At 30.6% G+C, this 16577-nt stretch carries 20 protein-coding genes; 18 read left to right on the plus strand and 2 right to left on the minus strand.

From position 1 onward, the window contains the following. Nucleotides 1-2: 2 nt before the first annotated feature. The 10 genes from Q0L65_RS03025 to Q0L65_RS03070 all read left to right on the plus strand — a co-directional run bounded on the left by Q0L65_RS03025 (nucleotide 3) and on the right by Q0L65_RS03070 (nucleotide 10647). Nucleotides 3-2636, plus strand: coding sequence for a hypothetical protein (locus Q0L65_RS03025; protein WP_296683322.1), 2634 nt, complete (start codon nucleotides 3-5; stop codon nucleotides 2634-2636). 21 nt (nucleotides 2637-2657) lie between these two features. Next, nucleotides 2658-3494: a hypothetical protein gene (locus Q0L65_RS03030; RefSeq protein ID WP_296683325.1), complete on the plus strand. Its 837-nt coding sequence runs from the start codon at nucleotides 2658-2660 to the stop codon at nucleotides 3492-3494. Beyond that, entirely contained in the window at nucleotides 3491-3970 is a 480-nt protein-coding gene (locus Q0L65_RS03035; protein ID WP_296683329.1) for a hypothetical protein, read from the plus strand. The genes Q0L65_RS03030 and Q0L65_RS03035 overlap by 4 nt, the downstream gene beginning before the upstream one ends. A gap of 1 nt (nucleotide 3971) precedes the next feature. Beyond that, a complete protein-coding gene (locus tag Q0L65_RS03040; RefSeq protein WP_296683331.1) occupies nucleotides 3972-7397 on the plus strand; it encodes a tail fiber domain-containing protein in 3426 nt (1141 codons plus the stop codon). A 1-nt stretch (nucleotide 7398) separates the two neighbouring features. Continuing rightward, the gene (locus Q0L65_RS03045) at nucleotides 7399-7710 is read left to right on the plus strand and encodes a hypothetical protein (protein ID WP_296683334.1); all 312 of its coding nucleotides are present in this window, start codon (nucleotides 7399-7401) and stop codon (nucleotides 7708-7710) included. A gap of 32 nt (nucleotides 7711-7742) precedes the next feature. Then, the gene (locus Q0L65_RS03050) at nucleotides 7743-8006 is read left to right on the plus strand and encodes a hypothetical protein (protein ID WP_296683336.1); all 264 of its coding nucleotides are present in this window, start codon (nucleotides 7743-7745) and stop codon (nucleotides 8004-8006) included. Nucleotides 8007-8014: 8 nt separating this feature from the next. Continuing rightward, complete coding sequence (locus tag Q0L65_RS03055; protein ID WP_296683339.1) at nucleotides 8015-8437, plus strand: phage holin family protein; 423 nt, start codon at nucleotides 8015-8017, stop codon at nucleotides 8435-8437. Beyond that, nucleotides 8424-8873 (plus strand): lysozyme, encoded by a 450-nt coding sequence (locus Q0L65_RS03060; RefSeq protein WP_296683340.1) that lies wholly within the window; start codon nucleotides 8424-8426, stop codon nucleotides 8871-8873. Before Q0L65_RS03055 ends, Q0L65_RS03060 begins: the two co-directional genes overlap by 14 nt. Further along, complete coding sequence (locus Q0L65_RS03065; RefSeq protein WP_296683342.1) at nucleotides 8870-9328, plus strand: hypothetical protein; 459 nt, start codon at nucleotides 8870-8872, stop codon at nucleotides 9326-9328. The genes Q0L65_RS03060 and Q0L65_RS03065 overlap by 4 nt, the downstream gene beginning before the upstream one ends. Before the next feature lie 131 nt (nucleotides 9329-9459). After that, entirely contained in the window at nucleotides 9460-10647 is a 1188-nt protein-coding gene (locus Q0L65_RS03070; protein ID WP_296683345.1) for a hypothetical protein, read from the plus strand. A 179-nt stretch (nucleotides 10648-10826) separates the two neighbouring features. On the opposite strand, the gene Q0L65_RS03075 is transcribed toward Q0L65_RS03070, so the two are convergent. Together Q0L65_RS03075 and Q0L65_RS03080 are read right to left on the minus strand one after the other, a co-directional pair. Beyond that, on the minus strand, nucleotides 10827-11474 hold the full coding sequence (locus Q0L65_RS03075) for a lambda exonuclease family protein (protein ID WP_296683347.1): 648 nt from the start codon (nucleotides 11472-11474) through the stop codon (nucleotides 10827-10829). After that, entirely contained in the window at nucleotides 11452-11628 is a 177-nt protein-coding gene (locus Q0L65_RS03080) for a hypothetical protein (protein ID WP_296683350.1), read from the minus strand. Before Q0L65_RS03080 ends, Q0L65_RS03075 begins: the two co-directional genes overlap by 23 nt. 247 nt (nucleotides 11629-11875) lie before the next feature. On the opposite strand from Q0L65_RS03080, the gene Q0L65_RS03085 reads away from it, so the two are divergent. From Q0L65_RS03085 to dcm, 8 genes are all read left to right on the plus strand, one after another. Next, the gene (locus tag Q0L65_RS03085) at nucleotides 11876-12133 is read left to right on the plus strand and encodes a hypothetical protein (RefSeq protein WP_296683353.1); all 258 of its coding nucleotides are present in this window, start codon (nucleotides 11876-11878) and stop codon (nucleotides 12131-12133) included. Next, nucleotides 12130-12618 carry a hypothetical protein gene (locus Q0L65_RS03090; protein WP_296683354.1) on the plus strand — a complete coding sequence of 163 codons (489 nt, stop codon included), beginning with the start codon at nucleotides 12130-12132 and terminating at the stop codon, nucleotides 12616-12618. Before Q0L65_RS03085 ends, Q0L65_RS03090 begins: the two co-directional genes overlap by 4 nt. Continuing rightward, the gene (thyX, locus tag Q0L65_RS03095) at nucleotides 12618-13262 is read left to right on the plus strand and encodes an FAD-dependent thymidylate synthase (protein ID WP_296683357.1); all 645 of its coding nucleotides are present in this window, start codon (nucleotides 12618-12620) and stop codon (nucleotides 13260-13262) included. The genes Q0L65_RS03090 and thyX overlap by 1 nt, the downstream gene beginning before the upstream one ends. After that, complete coding sequence (locus Q0L65_RS03100) at nucleotides 13259-13492, plus strand: hypothetical protein (RefSeq protein WP_296683360.1); 234 nt, start codon at nucleotides 13259-13261, stop codon at nucleotides 13490-13492. Before thyX ends, Q0L65_RS03100 begins: the two co-directional genes overlap by 4 nt. Next, nucleotides 13482-13928 carry a hypothetical protein gene (locus Q0L65_RS03105; RefSeq protein ID WP_296683364.1) on the plus strand — a complete coding sequence of 149 codons (447 nt, stop codon included), beginning with the start codon at nucleotides 13482-13484 and terminating at the stop codon, nucleotides 13926-13928. Before Q0L65_RS03100 ends, Q0L65_RS03105 begins: the two co-directional genes overlap by 11 nt. An 80-nt stretch (nucleotides 13929-14008) precedes the next feature. Then, nucleotides 14009-14308, plus strand: a complete 300-nt coding sequence (locus Q0L65_RS03110) for a MazG-like family protein (protein WP_296683366.1) — start codon at nucleotides 14009-14011, stop codon at nucleotides 14306-14308. A gap of 89 nt (nucleotides 14309-14397) precedes the next feature. Beyond that, nucleotides 14398-15081, plus strand: coding sequence for a hypothetical protein (locus Q0L65_RS03115; RefSeq protein WP_296683369.1), 684 nt, complete (start codon nucleotides 14398-14400; stop codon nucleotides 15079-15081). A gap of 336 nt (nucleotides 15082-15417) precedes the next feature. Beyond that, a complete protein-coding gene (gene dcm, locus Q0L65_RS03120) occupies nucleotides 15418-16422 on the plus strand; it encodes a DNA (cytosine-5-)-methyltransferase (protein ID WP_296683371.1) in 1005 nt (334 codons plus the stop codon). Nucleotides 16423-16577 lie beyond the last annotated feature (155 nt).

Here is a 16577-nt window from a genome sequence, read left to right on the forward strand (position 1 = left end):
CTATGGGAGAAATATTTTATTTAGACTTTAAAAATGATAATAGTGGAAAAGTTCAAATTGATGAACCAATTGGTTATGCAGAAATGGATTTCAATTTGCAGCAAAAAGATAAAGGATATGGTAGAGATATATCTTTTTCTGGCGGAGAGGCGCAGTTTAATTTCGTTGACTATAGAACTCATTATTTGGATAAGTTACTTTATTTCAATCATTTTTACGGATTTGAAAGTAAAGTAGATTTAATTATTAGTCAAGAAGGCTATGATGATGTTATAGCTGAACTTGATTTTGCTTCTGCAATAACTGATGAGTTTCAGTATTTTAAATGTAAAGTAATTCAACAATCTTCTCTTCAAATTATAAAGAGAAGAAAATCAGTTAAGGTAGATTTATTTAGTAATAAAGATATTGATGGAAATCCTATTATGCCATTAGTTCCTGAGAATATGTTACTTTTAAATAAGCCTACTTTTCAAACATCAATTTGGCAACAAACAAGCCAATATGATTTTGGATTACGCTCTACTGCTACTGAGAAATATTTTATTAATCCAGCTCAGAATATTACACAATCTGATATAGATGGTACTGAGACTCCATTTGATATTGAACAGCAAGATTTTGAAGGAATGCAGTATTTAGAGGCAACTACTAATCTTAAAAAGATAACTATTAAATTGAATGGTTGTAGCGGTATTATATCTCGTGATACTGATAATGGAGGTACTGGATATATTGCTTTTCAATTAGTAGTTGCTTATGGAGCTACATTTGGAAACTTTAGAGAAGAAAAAATATTAACTTCTGCACTTATAGAAGCTAGTCATCCTTATTATTCGTTACCACATACAGATTATACGGTAACTATCGATAATATGGATAGAGGTGATAAATTATGGATTGGATATTATTTTAGATTAGAGGAAACCTCGTTATTTGGTAGATTAGAAGCTTTTGGATATATGAACTTAGAATCTATTAAGATAACTGCTGAGTCATCTTCTTATAACTCTATAACTCCATCGTTTCGATTAATTGATGTAATGAAACAAGTAGTTAAATCTACTTCAGGTTTAGAAGTGACTGCTCCTCGTTTTGAAGCTGGAGGAGAGTTCTATAATAACAGATTAATCAATGGTAATTTTCTTAGAAATGCTTTGTATAATACTGATGGAACTAAAAAGCCTTTCTATATTTCATTAGAAGATATTGAGAAGTCAATTACTGAAATGAATGCTGATCACGAGATAAATTCTAATGGAGATATTTTCTTTGGTATTGAAGATGATTTTTATACAACTTATGAGTCAGGATTCTTTGATAATACACAATTCTCAGAAATGACTAAGATATTTAATCCTCGTTTCTCTGTTAATGAATTTTCATATAGTTATAAGAACTTCCAAGCATTAAAAGAAAATGAAGAATTAAACTCAGCTGATAATATTCACGGAGAGTCTAAATATGTCTTTACTAATAAGATGGTAGAGAATAAAAAAGAAGTTTCTATAGAGTGGGTTCGTGACGCATTTTTAATTGAATCAAATAGACGTAAAGCAATTGAAGTATCTACTGATACTGCTTCTCAAAATGACGATACTATATTTGCTATTGATACGATAAATACAGTAGGAGATATGGAATTTACTGAATCTTCATTTCTACAACATTCCTTTGATGCAAATACTAATAAATTAATACTTAGAAGTAATGGAGAAGTAAATTTTAGAGCATTAGGTATTTTCCCTGGTAGTAACTTTAGTATTTTAGCTCCTGATAATAATGCGGGTAATTATACTGTAGAAGCAAATGCAAAATCTCAAGGATCTACTATTAATGATATTGTATCAAATACTTCTTTATTATTAATACGAACTTCTCCAGGTATTATTGGAGATAATAATAATGGAGAGCGAGTTACTAAATATATTTATCGATTAGATGATGCTGTAGTTCCTTTTACTAATTATACGAATCAAGAATTTAGTTCTATAGCAAATCTAAATGCTTCTGAAAAATATAGTAATCTACGTTATTCTATAGGTAGAAATATTAATACCTATTATCAATCATACTTGGCTACTTGTAATTTGTATCATAAAACAGATACAATAAAAAATACTTGGTATAAGAATAATGGAAAATGTATTACAACTTATAGAGGTGTTACTATAGAAGAGAGTAAATCATTTGTTCCTATTAATCCAATATTATCTCCATTTATGTATGATAATATTGTATTTGCTAATGTAGAATTTACTGATTTTATTGCTTTACAAAATAGTATTAGAAGTTATAGAGGATATATTAGAACAATTGATAATAATAATAGAGTGATTAAGGTATATCCTATCACTATGAAATATGAGATATTAAGTAAAGAATTAACTATAAAGGCAGAAGAGAAATACGAGCCACGAACGATGACTATTAATACTTCAGCTCCATTTATTTTAATCAATAATGAAACGTATGTAAATAAAATTGATTGGGAGTTACGAGATAATAAGGTATTTATTTTTGATAAGAGAAGACAATTATTATATAATGGAGTATTTTTCAATAACGTATCTATTAATGGAGCATTAACAGATGATGTAGTAGAGTTCAAAAATCGTATGAAATTGCTTGAATAAATTTAGTATATTTGTAAGAATATGACACAGCCAATAATTAACATATATAGAACAACCGAAGAAGCTTTTTATTTTGAAAATAGTCAAATGAATCGCTTCTATTCTTTCAATGGAGTACAATTACTTCCGTTTAACGAAACTAAGTATGTTCAAGTAACAAATACCCCTAATGGTATTAATTTAGAAGATTGGATTGTATATGTTGTTGATATGTGTACGGGAGTAAAAACAGATATTACTCCTTCGTTTTTAGTTCAGTCTTTAACTAATTCAGATAATGGAGATCCTCAATTTTATTGGTCATTAACTAATGTTCAGTATGATTTTGGAATGAATTTGATTTACTTAGAGATACATCAATCTTTAGGAGAAACATTTTATTCAACACCATTTTTACTAACAAATGAAGAAGTCGAAAAAACAACACAGTTCCATTACAAAACTAAAAGAACAGATACTTTTCAAAGCATTGGTTTTCAGACTTGGTTTAGACAGAATACAAAACAAACTGAACTTACAACATATTATGAAGCTTCTACGAAGCATACTGTAACACAGGCAGTTAAGACTAATAAAATCTCTAAGTTTGTTTCTGAAATTATGGAAGTTGAGCAGTTAATAGCTTTGACTGATGTTTTAGAGAATCCTTATTTATATATTAATAAAGTAAGAGCTTCACTATATGAAGCTATAGAAATACCTGAGGTAACATCACAAGAGAATTTTGGAAGTATTAAATTTAATGTATCATTTAATCATAATGATATTTTCGCTGGAGATTATGTTACTCCAGCTACTCCAATTGTCCCTGATTACTCATCATCACATTATTCATTAATAGACTATTATACATTATGACACCATCAGAAATAAGAGCGTTAATTAGCTCAAACTTAGCAGATAATTCAGCTATTACAGCAGTTAAACATAGAGCAGTAGAGAATGAACTTATTAATTACTCTGAAGGGGTAAGTACTCAGGTTGAAGCATTATCTACAGCATTTTTAGCAACATTGCCTAAGAATATAGGATGGGTTGGTAATTTTAATCCTGGTAGTTCAACTACTTTAACTTTTGGAGGTAATGTAACTAATGCTGTTATAGCAAATGTTGCTGAGTCTATTATTTCAGTGACAGTACTTAACGCTATGCCTTCTATGAATTATTTAGTAAAAGGATATGTAGAGAGTATGGGTGGATTATCTGAAGATAATACAGTTGGAGCAGTAGTATTTAAAAAAATAAGTACTTCTCAATTTCAAATATCTACTGGAGAATTTGATAATGAAAATCAGAATTTAAAAATACATTTAGAAGTAAAATCTTTAGACTAATATGGCAAATTTACTATTAATAGAAAAACAACCTGGCGGTTATTTTAAGTTTACTTTAAATGGAGACTCAGCTAACGCTGTAACCTCTATTCAAAATGACTTACTTGCCGTAGGAAATCAACTTCATTTCAAAACTGGTAATGGAGCTAATATTATTAAAGAGCAATTTATTTATCCTGAAGATGTCACTATTATAGCTGGAGGTACTTATACCTTCACTACAGTAGCGCAAGTATGGACTAAATTAATTGATATTGATTACTTTGCTTGGTTAGGTACTGGAGGTAGCGGAATAATTGATAGATTTAGCGAATTAATTGATACGTTTCAATACGTTGGAAATGCTGGTAAAGCAGTAGTAGTTGATAATTCAGAATTAAAGTTAGTTCCAGTTACTCTTCACAACGTAAGTACATTTACTGAATTGACCGATACTCCTGATGCGTTAGTACCTAACAAAATGGTAGTAGTTAATACTACTGGAGATGCACTTATTTTACAGGATCAGCCAACTCCTCCTGAGAACTTTTTGAACTCAGTAGGATATTTTGATTATAATGATTTAGTTACGCAAACAACTCCTTTAACGGCGGTTGCGAATGTACCATTAAAATTAACGAATGATACTGCTGGAGCTAATACAAATACATCACAAAATCCGTATGGAGTTTCCTATGTTTGGGATACTACTACGAATCAGTTTCACTTTGCTGAATTATCAATTGGAGATACGATTGATATTAGAGTTCACGTTCAAGTAACTACTACAGCTGCAAATCAAAAAATAAGTTTAAAAGCTAAATTTGGTATAGGATCAGCTTATCAATTTGAAAACTCTATTTATTCAGGACAGTTTAAAACTGCTGGATTAAATGAGATTAGTTTTGTAGCACCATTTTATATCGGTTCAACATTAATTAGAGATTATCCTGCTGAATTAACATTAATTACTGATGCAGGAGCTGCTGTAAAAGTAGATGGTTGGTATGTGCGAATTTTACGAAAAAATATTAATATAATTACAGTTGATTATACTGTTCCTGACGCTACTACTTCCGTTAAAGGAATTGTTCGTTTAGGCGGAGATTTAGGCGGGACTGCAAATACTCCAACCGTACCAGAGTTAGCTAATAAAGTTTCTAATACAAGAACTGTAGGAACAACTGCTCCATTATTAGGCGGAGGTACGTTAAATGGGGACTTAACATTGAGTATTCCTCAAGCTAATTCAATTGACTCAGGGTATTTATCCTTTGGAGATTGGACTCATTTTAATGAAGCTTATAATGATAAGGTAGTAAGTATTGCGGTAAGTGGAACTACTACTAAAACATTGACTATCACTCAGCAAGATGGTGGTACTTTAACTACATCTTGGACTGATATTAATACAGATGCTATAACTTCAGTATTTGGAAGAACTGGAGATGTAGTTTCTGCTAATGGAGATTATACCACTTCTCAAGTTACTGAGGGTACAAATTTATACTATACAAACACTCGTGTTTCAGCTAATACTGATGTAGCAGCTAATACAGTAGCTCGTCATAATGCTGTAACTTTAGGAACTGCAAATGGATTATCATTAAGTACTCAAGTATTATCTTTAGGATTAGCAAGTGGTTCAGCTAATGGTGCTTTAAGCTCTACCGATTGGAATACATTTAATAATAAACAATCAGCTTTAGGATACACTGCTGCTAATGATGCAAATGTAGTTCATTTAACTGGAGCTGAAACTATTACTGGTACTAAATCATTTAATAGTACAACTGGTATTGGTATTCGCTCAAATAATAGCGGTTCAAGTTATGGTATTTATAGCGATAATAGTTCAACAGGAGTTGGAATGTATGTTGCAAATAGTGGTTCAGGTAAAGGATTTCAAGTAGCTAATGCTTTAGGTTCTTTTGGTAATTTATTTGAAGGTTCATATAATGGTACGATAGGATTTTCAGTTGCTTATGATGGTCAGGTAAACACTCAAAAATTAGTTACTAATTTATTGCAAGTATCTACATTTGGTGCAGGTATGGCTTATAGTGATTCTTCGGGTAATGTTGGAACTTTAACAGGAACTTCAAATAGTTTAACTTATTGGAGTAGTGCAAGTACAATCGGAAGTTTATCTACATCAACCTATCCATCATTAACTGAATTAAGTTATGTTAAGGGAGTTACAAGTTCAATACAAACACAATTAAATAGTAAACAAGCTACTTTAACCAATCCAATTACAGGAACAGGAACAACAAACTACCTATCTAAATTTACAGGAACTGGAACTTTAGGAAATAGTTTAATTTATGATAATGGTACTAACGTAGGTATAGGGACTACGAGTCCTAACAATCTTTTAACACTAAATTCAAGCGGTGCTGCTGGAGATTCAACATCAATTGGTTTATTTAGCACTTTTAGCCAATCTACTAATAGAAATTGGTCAATTGGATTAAACTTATACGCTTACGGAGATTTTGCTATAAGAACAGGTAGCACACTAAATGGTAATCCTGATACGACAAGATTTTTAATTAACCCATCAGGCAACGTAGGTATAGGTACAACTTCACCAAGTGAGAAATTAGAAGTTCAAAGTGGTGCTGCAGGTGCTAAAATTAAAGTAAGTAATTCAGGCGGTGGTTATGCAAGTTTAGAATGTTCTTCAAATGCTACTTCTGTGGCTCAATTAAATTTTACAAATCAATTATCATTAATCGGTGGCAACGTAGGAATTGGGACTACGAGTCCTATTGAAAAATTAGAAGTAATTACAGGAGGAGCATTTACTAATATATATGCTGGAGCTAACGGAAATGGGTCTGCTGGTATAGCATTTTCAACAGATAATAGAGCAAACACTTGGTTTGTTGGGTCAAGAAAAGATGCAGTTGGTGGGTCAATTGGTACTGACAGATTTAACTTATTATATGGAACTAATTCTATACTAACAGCTACAACATCAGGCAACGTAGGAATAGGTACTACAAGTCCAAATTATAAATTATCTGTGTTGTCTGCTAATAATGTTTCTTGGTTAGAAGACACAAGTGGAGCCAGCGGAGCTACATTTATTTTGTTTTCAGCACCAGGAAATACAGGAATAGGTAGTATTTCTAGAGTTGGTACTACTTCTGCAATAGCTTATAACTCAACGTCAGACTATCGTCTAAAGGAAGATTTGAAACCGATAAATGGATTAGAAAAAATATCAAAAATAAAGGTTTATGATTTTAAGTGGAAAAACCATACAGATAGAATGGATGGAGTTATTGCTCACGAATTACAAGAAGTAGTACCTTATGCAGTAACAGGAGAAAAAGACGCAGAACAAATGCAATCAGTTGATTACTCTAAATTAGTACCTATTTTAGTACAATCAATACAAGAACTAAAAGCAGAAATAGAAATTTTAAAAAACAAATAATATGATAAATTTTGAATGGAATATCAATCCAATGGATTGCATTATTGATGATGATGGAATGATAAATATTATTCAAACAGTTCACTGGAGATTAATAGGAACAGACGAGAACGGAATTAGCAGTGATGTTTATGGAGCACAAAGTTTTCCTAAACCAAGCGAAGGGGGTTTTATCCCTTTTGAAGAATTAACAAAAGAAATAGTTGTTAGTTGGTTAGAAGCTACTTTAGATGTTCCAGCTTTAGAAAAAAATATTGAAGATGCTATTTATTTAATTAATAATCCAGTAATGGTTCAGTTAACAATAAATTAGTATCTTTGTAATTATAACTAAAAAAAATTATTATGAAATTAGATTTGAACTTTGATTTAAAAGACTTAAATGGACAAGTAATTGAAAATGCTAATGTTGGTAAATTAATCGCTAATACGTTAATCTCAGAAACAAAAGGAGACGCTTTGAAGTATTGGGATTGGGCAAACAAATTAAACAATGGTAAAGTATTGGATATTGATTTATCTGATGCTGAAGTATTAAAAAACTTCATTAAACAACACGAAGGATTTACAGTTTTATTAAAAGCTCAAATTCTGCCTCTATTTAAGTAATGAAGTATTTGAATTACATATTTGCTTCATTAATTCTATTATTCGTACCTATCTACGGCTTATTAATAGCTGTAGGTAGTGCGATATTCTTAGATACCTTTACAGGTATTTTCAAATCAGTAAAATTAAATGGGTGGAAATCTATCAGAAGCCGACCACTATCCAATGTAATATCAAAAATGGCACTATACGAAATATGTATAGTTTTTTTGTTTCTAATTGATAAATTTGTCTTGAATGAATTTGTTAAACACGCATTTGGATTTGATTTTATGTTTACTAAAATATGTTCTATTACTTTAATATTTGTTGAATTGGTTTCTATTAAAGAGAATATTGAAGAAACTTTTAAAATAGATATTTGGCAATTACTTAAAAAAGCATTCAATAGAGCAAAAGAAATAAAAGCAGATTTCAATGAAATTAAATGATAAAGGTTACGATTTAATTAAGAAGTTTGAAGGGTATTCAGATAAACCATATAAATGTCCCGCTGGGATTCCTACTATTGGATATGGTAATACTTATTACCCTAACGGAGTAAAGGTCAAATTAACTGATAAGCCAATTACTAAAGAATATGCAAATGAAATATTAGCTTTTATAGCTGATAATTTCGCTAAAGACGTATTAAAAGTTGTTAAATCTAATATATCGGTTAATCAATTAAACGCTTTAACTGCTTTTGCTTATAATTTAGGAATGACTAATTTTAGAAATAGTAGTTTATTAAAGTTGGTTAATCATAATCCAAATGATGCTAACATTGCTAAAGAGTTTCTTAAATGGAATAAAGCAAATGGAAAAGTATTGAATGGTTTAACTAATAGAAGAATCGCTGAGTCAGCATTATACTTCACAAAATGAAAAAAGACATAATACTTGGATGTTTATTACTATTAATAACTTCTTGTGCTTCAAGAAAAGTTAATATTGTAAAAACTGACACAAAAATTACATTAGACTCTACTGCTATTGTAAAAACCGATAGTACTTTTACAATTAATAATAATATAGTTCTAACAAACAATTCTGAGGAATTAGAAATTAGCCCAGTATCTGATACGGTTCCAATGATTGTGAATGGAGTATCATATAAAGGAGCTATTTTGAAGTATAAAAAACAGCGTAGTACTTATGTAGATACTTCTAAAAAAGTAGTTGCTAAGACTATTTTTAAACAAGATATTAAGAAAAAAACTACAACAACGATTAAAAAGGATAAGGTTATCGATAAGAAAGCAAACTATTTTGTATATCTTTGGTTATTACTTATTCCAATTGGTATGTATATCTATAGACAAATAAAGTTATGGCTGTAAAACAAACAAGCACAGAGAAAAAGACTAAAGTTAAGGTTAGCAGACCTGGTATCCACGCAAAATCGGGTTCGTCTAAATTAAAGACAAGTAAGAACTATAAAAAACCCTATGCTGGTGGGGGAAGGTAAACTATGAGATACAGAATTAACAGAAACATCGCATTGCAATTAGGTTTAACACCAAATAAATCTAATCGGTATAGAATTGACCAAGAAACTGAGAAGAGGTATTTAGAACTTACCCAAGACTCAACAACCAACTCTAATAATTATAAATCTAAAGGACACTTTACTGCTATTGCAGATGATGGTAGTTTGATGGATATTGAAGCCTATTGCGAACATTATGCTTTGGATTATACTAAGATTAGAAGTTGGAAACTAATTACTCATACTGCTATTCCATTTTATAACGTAGTATTTTATGAGAACTTCAAAGAAGAAAAAGATTCTTTTAGAGAAGACTTGATTAAAGACTTACAGCAATACTCTCCTAAGTTTCCAAAATTAGAACGTATTGAGAATAATGATAGCTATCTATTAGTTATTGATCCAGCCGATATTCATATAGGTAAATTAGCTTCGGCTTTTGAAACTGGAGAATCTTATAATAACCAAATTGCAGTACAACGAGTACTCAGTGGCGTTCGTGGTATTTTAGAGAAAGTATCATCATTTAAAATTGATAAAATTCTATTTATTGGTGGTAATGATATTCTACATATTGATAATCCTAAACGAACTACTACAAGTGGAACTCCTCAAGATACTGATGGAATGTGGCATTCTAATTTTTTAATTGCTAAACAATTATATGTTGACACCTTAGAGATGCTATTATCTGTAGCAGATGTACATTTTACATTTAATCCAAGCAATCACGACTATATGAATGGATTCTTCTTAGCACAAGTAATCGAAGCTTATTTCAAGAATTGTGAGAATATTACATTTGACTGCTCTATTGCGCATCGTAAAGGATTTAGGTATCATAATAATTTAATTGGCACTACTCACGGAGATGGAGCAAAACAAGACTTGCTTCCACTATTAATGGCTCAAGAATTTCCAATTGAATGGAGTCAAACCAAACATCGATATATTTATACGCACCACGTTCATCATAAAACCTCTAAAGATTATATTGGAATTACGGTAGAGAGTTTGAGAAGTCCAAGCGGAACTGATAGTTGGCATTCTAGAAATGGCTATCAACACGCACCTAAAGCAGTAGAAGCATTTTTACATTGTAAAACTCACGGACAAATCGCCCGAATTTCCCATCTTTTTATCGCAATAATATCAATAATGCTTTGGTAAATATTTAAAGAAAAAAAAACAACACGAGTGTTATTTAATTTATTATCTTTGAATGTTTCATAAGTTTTTTCTGGTTCTTTCGGATCGACCCCTATCTCAAGTAGGGGTCTTTCTTTTTATAACACATTTATAAATGTGTTATTCAATGTCAATTCTATGTCCGTAGCGTTTTTCAAACACTACATCCATTGTTTCTTAGATTCTAATAATTTAATATAATCTTCTTTGATAATAATCGCCTCTTCTAATCGTTTCTTAATTAATTCTATCATATCTTCGTCTCTTTCAACGATAATTGTGTGATGATATACTTTACCGTCTAACTCTAAATAGTTGAAGAAATAAGCTCTTTTACGACATGTAGCTAACATTTGCATCTGCATTTGAGCGATATATACTTTATCGATATTTTCTTCAGCTACTAATCTAAAGAATTTCTTTCCTTTAGGGCATTTAATCTCTAAAACGGCATCATCATCTACTAATCCATCAGGAGATGCTCCTGCGTGCTCTCCGTAAGCGAAAAATGTGCAGTTTTGTACTTTAAGATTTGGATGTACCTCAACAAATTTAGCAAAAGCAGTTGGTTCTAAATCTATACCACGTTGCATATCTTTGGATGTAAATCCTTCTTCTACCTCTCCAAATAATTGTTCAATTGCTCTTTCCACAGCGTATGTTTCTCCAGTTAGTCCTAATCCTTTAATTCCTAGTAAGTCATTAATCTTACTGGCTGTAAATTTCCCATACCTATCTTTGTACCACTCTTCGCTGCGTTGCTCAGATTGTTTAGGCTGAAATGTGTCATAAACTACTTCTTTCCTCATAACTTTTAATTTCTTGTTTAATAATATCCTTAATTACTGGTTCTTTAATGGAATCGGAGAAGTTCTTGATGTGCTCAATCACTCTTCTAAGCTCATTCACTTCTTGGTGTAAATTATGAACTTTTGCTTCTAATCTATGTACTTCGTTACTCATTATGTAAATATTTAATACTACAAATTAACACATTATAGATTAAACCTGCAAATATCTATGTTATTTATAATGAGTATAAATAGGTAATAACTATTGCGAGAGTAAAATATTATCTTTTACTTTGTCAAATGAAAAATGCAGAAATAAGTCAAATACTACGCTACTGTGGTGTCAAAGAACATCGCTTGTGGGATTTACCTCGCCCTAAATGGACTGAGGATGATTTTAATGAACTAAAACAAATATTATGGAACTACGAGTCAGAGAGATTATCAGAAGAGAAACAGGACTTGATATAACTGAGAAATGTAGGCGGGAAGAATATGTAGAACTACGAGCTTTGTATTATACCGTACTAAAAGAAATGGGTTATAGTTATTGCCGAATAGCACGAACAGTTGGTAAACAACACGGAACAGTAATTCACGGGTTAAATCACTACAAGAATATCAATTCAAGTAAAATAAATAAACTAGAACAATTAATTATTAAAGAACTATTATGAAACAGTATTTATGTATTAAAGAATATGCTACATTATCAGGAGATATAGCATATAAAGAGGGTAAAATTTATGATTTAGATAAGAATAATAGATTAGTATCTGAAATATCTTATATTGCCTTAAAAAAAGGAACTCTATTTTTTAAAGAAAATTTTAAAAAGCATAAACCATTAAAATCATTTGGAGGCAATGGGTTGTATGAACTACCTCAATCTAACTTACGTGCAAATGGGATGTGGACGGGAGAAGTCATAACTGGATTGGGAAAGGTACAAACTAATGACCCTATTGTTTATTCAGTAATTACTAAATTCCAACAAAGATCTGCTATTGGTATTGAAAAGTATGGAACTACTTTAGCTGATAATAATACAGATGACTTTCTAACTCATGCGATTGAAGAAAGTATGGATTTTATTTTGTATTTGCATAAGATAAAAGCTATTTTAAAGAAAAAAGGTCTTACTAAACTAGAAGAAATATAATGAAAAATAGCGTAGAATTATTAGGATATTATGGTTCAGACCAAATCCACGCACAATCAGCTTGGACTTCAACTTCAAGAGATTTAACCGAAGAGAAGGTCAATAGAATACCAAATCTATTAAATATGTTGGCATCGGAAGGACATCATACTCCATTCGAGAAGAGTCAATTACATTTCTTAGTTACGGTAGACCAAGCTACACATATTCATTTACTCAAACATAGGATTGGTGTTTCTATTAATGGAGAAAGTGCTAGGTATAAGGAATTGAAAGAAGATAAGGCTTATTTACCAAAAGATTGGGAAGGTATAGATGTTGAAGGTCAAAACTTTGATTGGTTAACTGAACTTAAAATATTTACAAGGACAAGCAATATGTTGTATCATAAATGTCTTGAAGATTTAACACCAATACTAGGTCGTAAAAGAGCAAAAGAATCAGCTAGGTTTTTCAAGACTATGAATAGTCAGATTACATTGGATATTTCATTCAATTGGAGGAGTTTTGCATACTTTCAAGGATTAAGAAATTCGGAACATGCACAAGTTGAGGTTAGAGAATTAGCTCAAGAGATGTTAGAGTTGGTTAAGAACATTGAAGGAAATCCATTTGAACACACAATTAAAGCGTTTAAACTATGAAACTATTACCTAAAGAACATTATTCCACGGCACAAATAGCAGATATGGCTCGTATAAGCGTATCATCTGCTAAGGAGCGAATCAGACGATTAGAGATATTCCCTGATTTTATAAAAGGAAAAGCTAGGTATTTTAATGCTGAGAAAGTACAATGTATTATATCTCAGATAAAATACTACAAAAAAACTTATTATTTAATACTAGAATCAAAAATGAATTATGATAACTAAATTTGAACAAGAATTTGGATATGTACTATCCGATAATAATAGATTACCCTATACTTCACTTATTAAGAAGTATTTTGTAGAGCGTATGTATGCTGAAGGATATTCTAAAATAGCTATAGCCGATAAGTTTAGCTTAAAGCGAGATACCATTAATAAGATATTAGCTACAGAAAAATGTATTCATTATAAGCGTATTGCTGAATTAATAAGTAATCACAATGTAATTACATTTAATCAGGAATATCCATACATTAAGCCTGAAAAGATTGAAGTTGAAAAGACAGCTACTCGCTTCTCATTATTTGAAACAATTGCTATACTTAGAAAAGACCCTAAGTGCCGATTATGGAATAAGCAATTTAATACATTTACTAATAAAGATTGGTTAAAAATTAATAAGATATATGAAACAAAGTCCGCTCCAGCGTATAATTAAAGTAATGAACTATTACTACAGACAAGGCGCAAATAAAGAATCAGTAAATAACGTATATAGAAACATTTTAAAAAAGAAGTATGAAATACAGAAAACTAGAACAATTAGTAATTAATTGGGCAGATGAGAAAGGAATATTTGATAAAGGCACTCCAACTGGTCAAGCACTTAAAACATTAGAAGAGTGTAATGAACTTATCGATGCTATTGATAAAGAAGATAGAGAAGAGATTATTGATGCTCTGGGAGATATTCTAGTAACTATAATTATCCAGGCAGAAATGCAAGGATTAAGATTAGAAAATTGTCTTGAAAGTGCATACAATGTGATTGCTAAACGTACAGGTAAAATGGTAGATGGACAATTTTGTAAAGAATAATTTGGTAGTTCCAAATAAAGTATTACTTTTACCATATTACAGAGGTAAGGATTGAGCCTCTTCATTTCAATCCATAAATACATTATATTATGAGTTCAAATAGAACAAAGGCTTTTAGCCAACCGTTATCAAACCCAGCAAAAAGATTTCTTGAGTGGAAGTCAAATGACAAATGTTTCTCTTACTATGATAAAGAGAAAAAAGAAAATATTTTAGTTCAATTACCTTTTAAATTCTTAGTCCTAGACCAACTCCACACCGTAAGTGGATGGAATGATGCAACATCAAGTGGTATTTATTCTAATGAGGTTAAGTTTATCTCTAAACAAGTAATGACTGTTAAGCCATTTAAAGGAAATGAGATTGCTAAAGGATTATATGCTGACATTAAGGATAAAGTTAAGAATGCTGGTGGGCATTATGTTAAGTCTATTTACATTATGTTAGAAGATGGAACATTAGCTAATATCCAATTAAAGGGATCTGCTGTTCAGCAATGGGGAGAATTTACTAATAAAACTTTATCAAGACTTCCTGAGGAATGGGTTGTAGTAGATAAAGCTGTAGAAGGTAAAAAAGGAGCTGTTAAGTTCACAACTCCAGGGTTTACATTTGGAGGCTCTCTAAGTGATGAACAAGCCAACCAAGCTGATTTAGTATTCGATGAGTTAGAAACGTACTTAAAAGCGTATCTAATTAAAGAAGAAGCGCCAGTTGAAGTAGCTGACTTAGACCAAGCTAATGTTGAAGAAGACGATTTAGACTTCATTTAATCAATAAATAACACAACTTATTAAACCCTATCTAATGGTAGGGTTTTTTAATACTCATAAAGATTTATCTTTATGAGGGCTACGTGATAATTTATTATTACGTAAGCTATGCGTCAAAATGACACAGTACACATTTCGTTGACTTTTTGCATTTTTTAGGGACACCCCCCTTTAAAATGTAAAAACAATAGGGGTGTCTCTCAAAAACCACTTTTCTCAACGTAATGCGTACTTTTATTTAGATACATTATAAATAGATAAAAGAGTATTGTGTATTTAAAAAAGAGTATATACCTTTACAGGGTAATTATTTAATTAATATAAAAGAAAAAAACTATGAATGTATTATCATTATTTGATGGCATAAGTGCTGGTCAATTGGCTTTAGAGAAAGCTGGAATTAAAGTATCAAACTATTACGTATCTGAAGTGGATAAGTTTGCTATTCAGATAACAACTAAAAACTTTCCAAACACAATACAACTTGGAGACGTAACTAAATGGAGAAATTGGGATATTGACTTTTCTTCAATTAATTTAGTAATCGGAGGAAGTCCTTGTCAAGGATTTAGTTTTGCTGGTAAGCAATTAAACTTTAAAGATGAAAGAAGTAAACTCTTCTTTGATTATGTGGATATATTAAACCATATTAAATCATTAAATCCAAATGTAAAATTTTTACTTGAAAATGTAAGAATGAAACAAGAATATCAAGATGTAATATCTGAATATTTAGGAGTTAAACCAATAGTTATTAATAGCTCTTTAGTTTCAGCTCAAAATAGAGTTCGATATTACTGGACTAATATTGAAAATATTGAGCAACCTGAAGATAAAGAGATAGTATTGAAAGATATAATATATGAATTTGTTGAAGATAAATATTATTTAACAGCAAAGTCTATTGATTATATGTGTAGATTAAGAAATGGAAAACCTAGATGGGAATATCATAAAAATCCATTAGATGGTAAATCAGCATGTCTTACAGCTAATATGTATAAAGGAATTCCTTATGGAGTATTAAGAATACCTGAAGCGACAAAAAAAGGATTTGTAGAGTTAAATGAAAATGAAGGGATAGATCTTACTTTTATCGGTTCAAAAACTAGAAGAGGTAGATTAATGAAAGATAAATCTAATTGTCTTACCGCTGCAAATTATGATTATTGTTGGTATGATGGATATATTTGTAGAAAATTAACTCCAATTGAATGTGAAAGACTACAAACTTTTCCTGATAATTATACCGAAGGAGTTAGTGATACTCAAAGATTTAAGGCATTAGGTAATAGTTGGACTGTAGATGTGATAACTCATATATTTAAAAATTTATGCTAAAAGAGAATGTCCTGATTGTTGGAACGGATTACAAAAAATTTGTTGATAAGACAAAAGAAATAACTAACGGGTTATTTGTAGTTTGGTATGAAAAGATTTATTTTAATGATAAATTTAAGTTTACCAAATGTAGATTGGAGACTCAAGTAATTGTT

The sequence above is a fragment of the Flavobacterium sp. genome, assembly GCF_024642105.1.
Taxonomy (GTDB): domain Bacteria; phylum Bacteroidota; class Bacteroidia; order Flavobacteriales; family Flavobacteriaceae; genus Flavobacterium.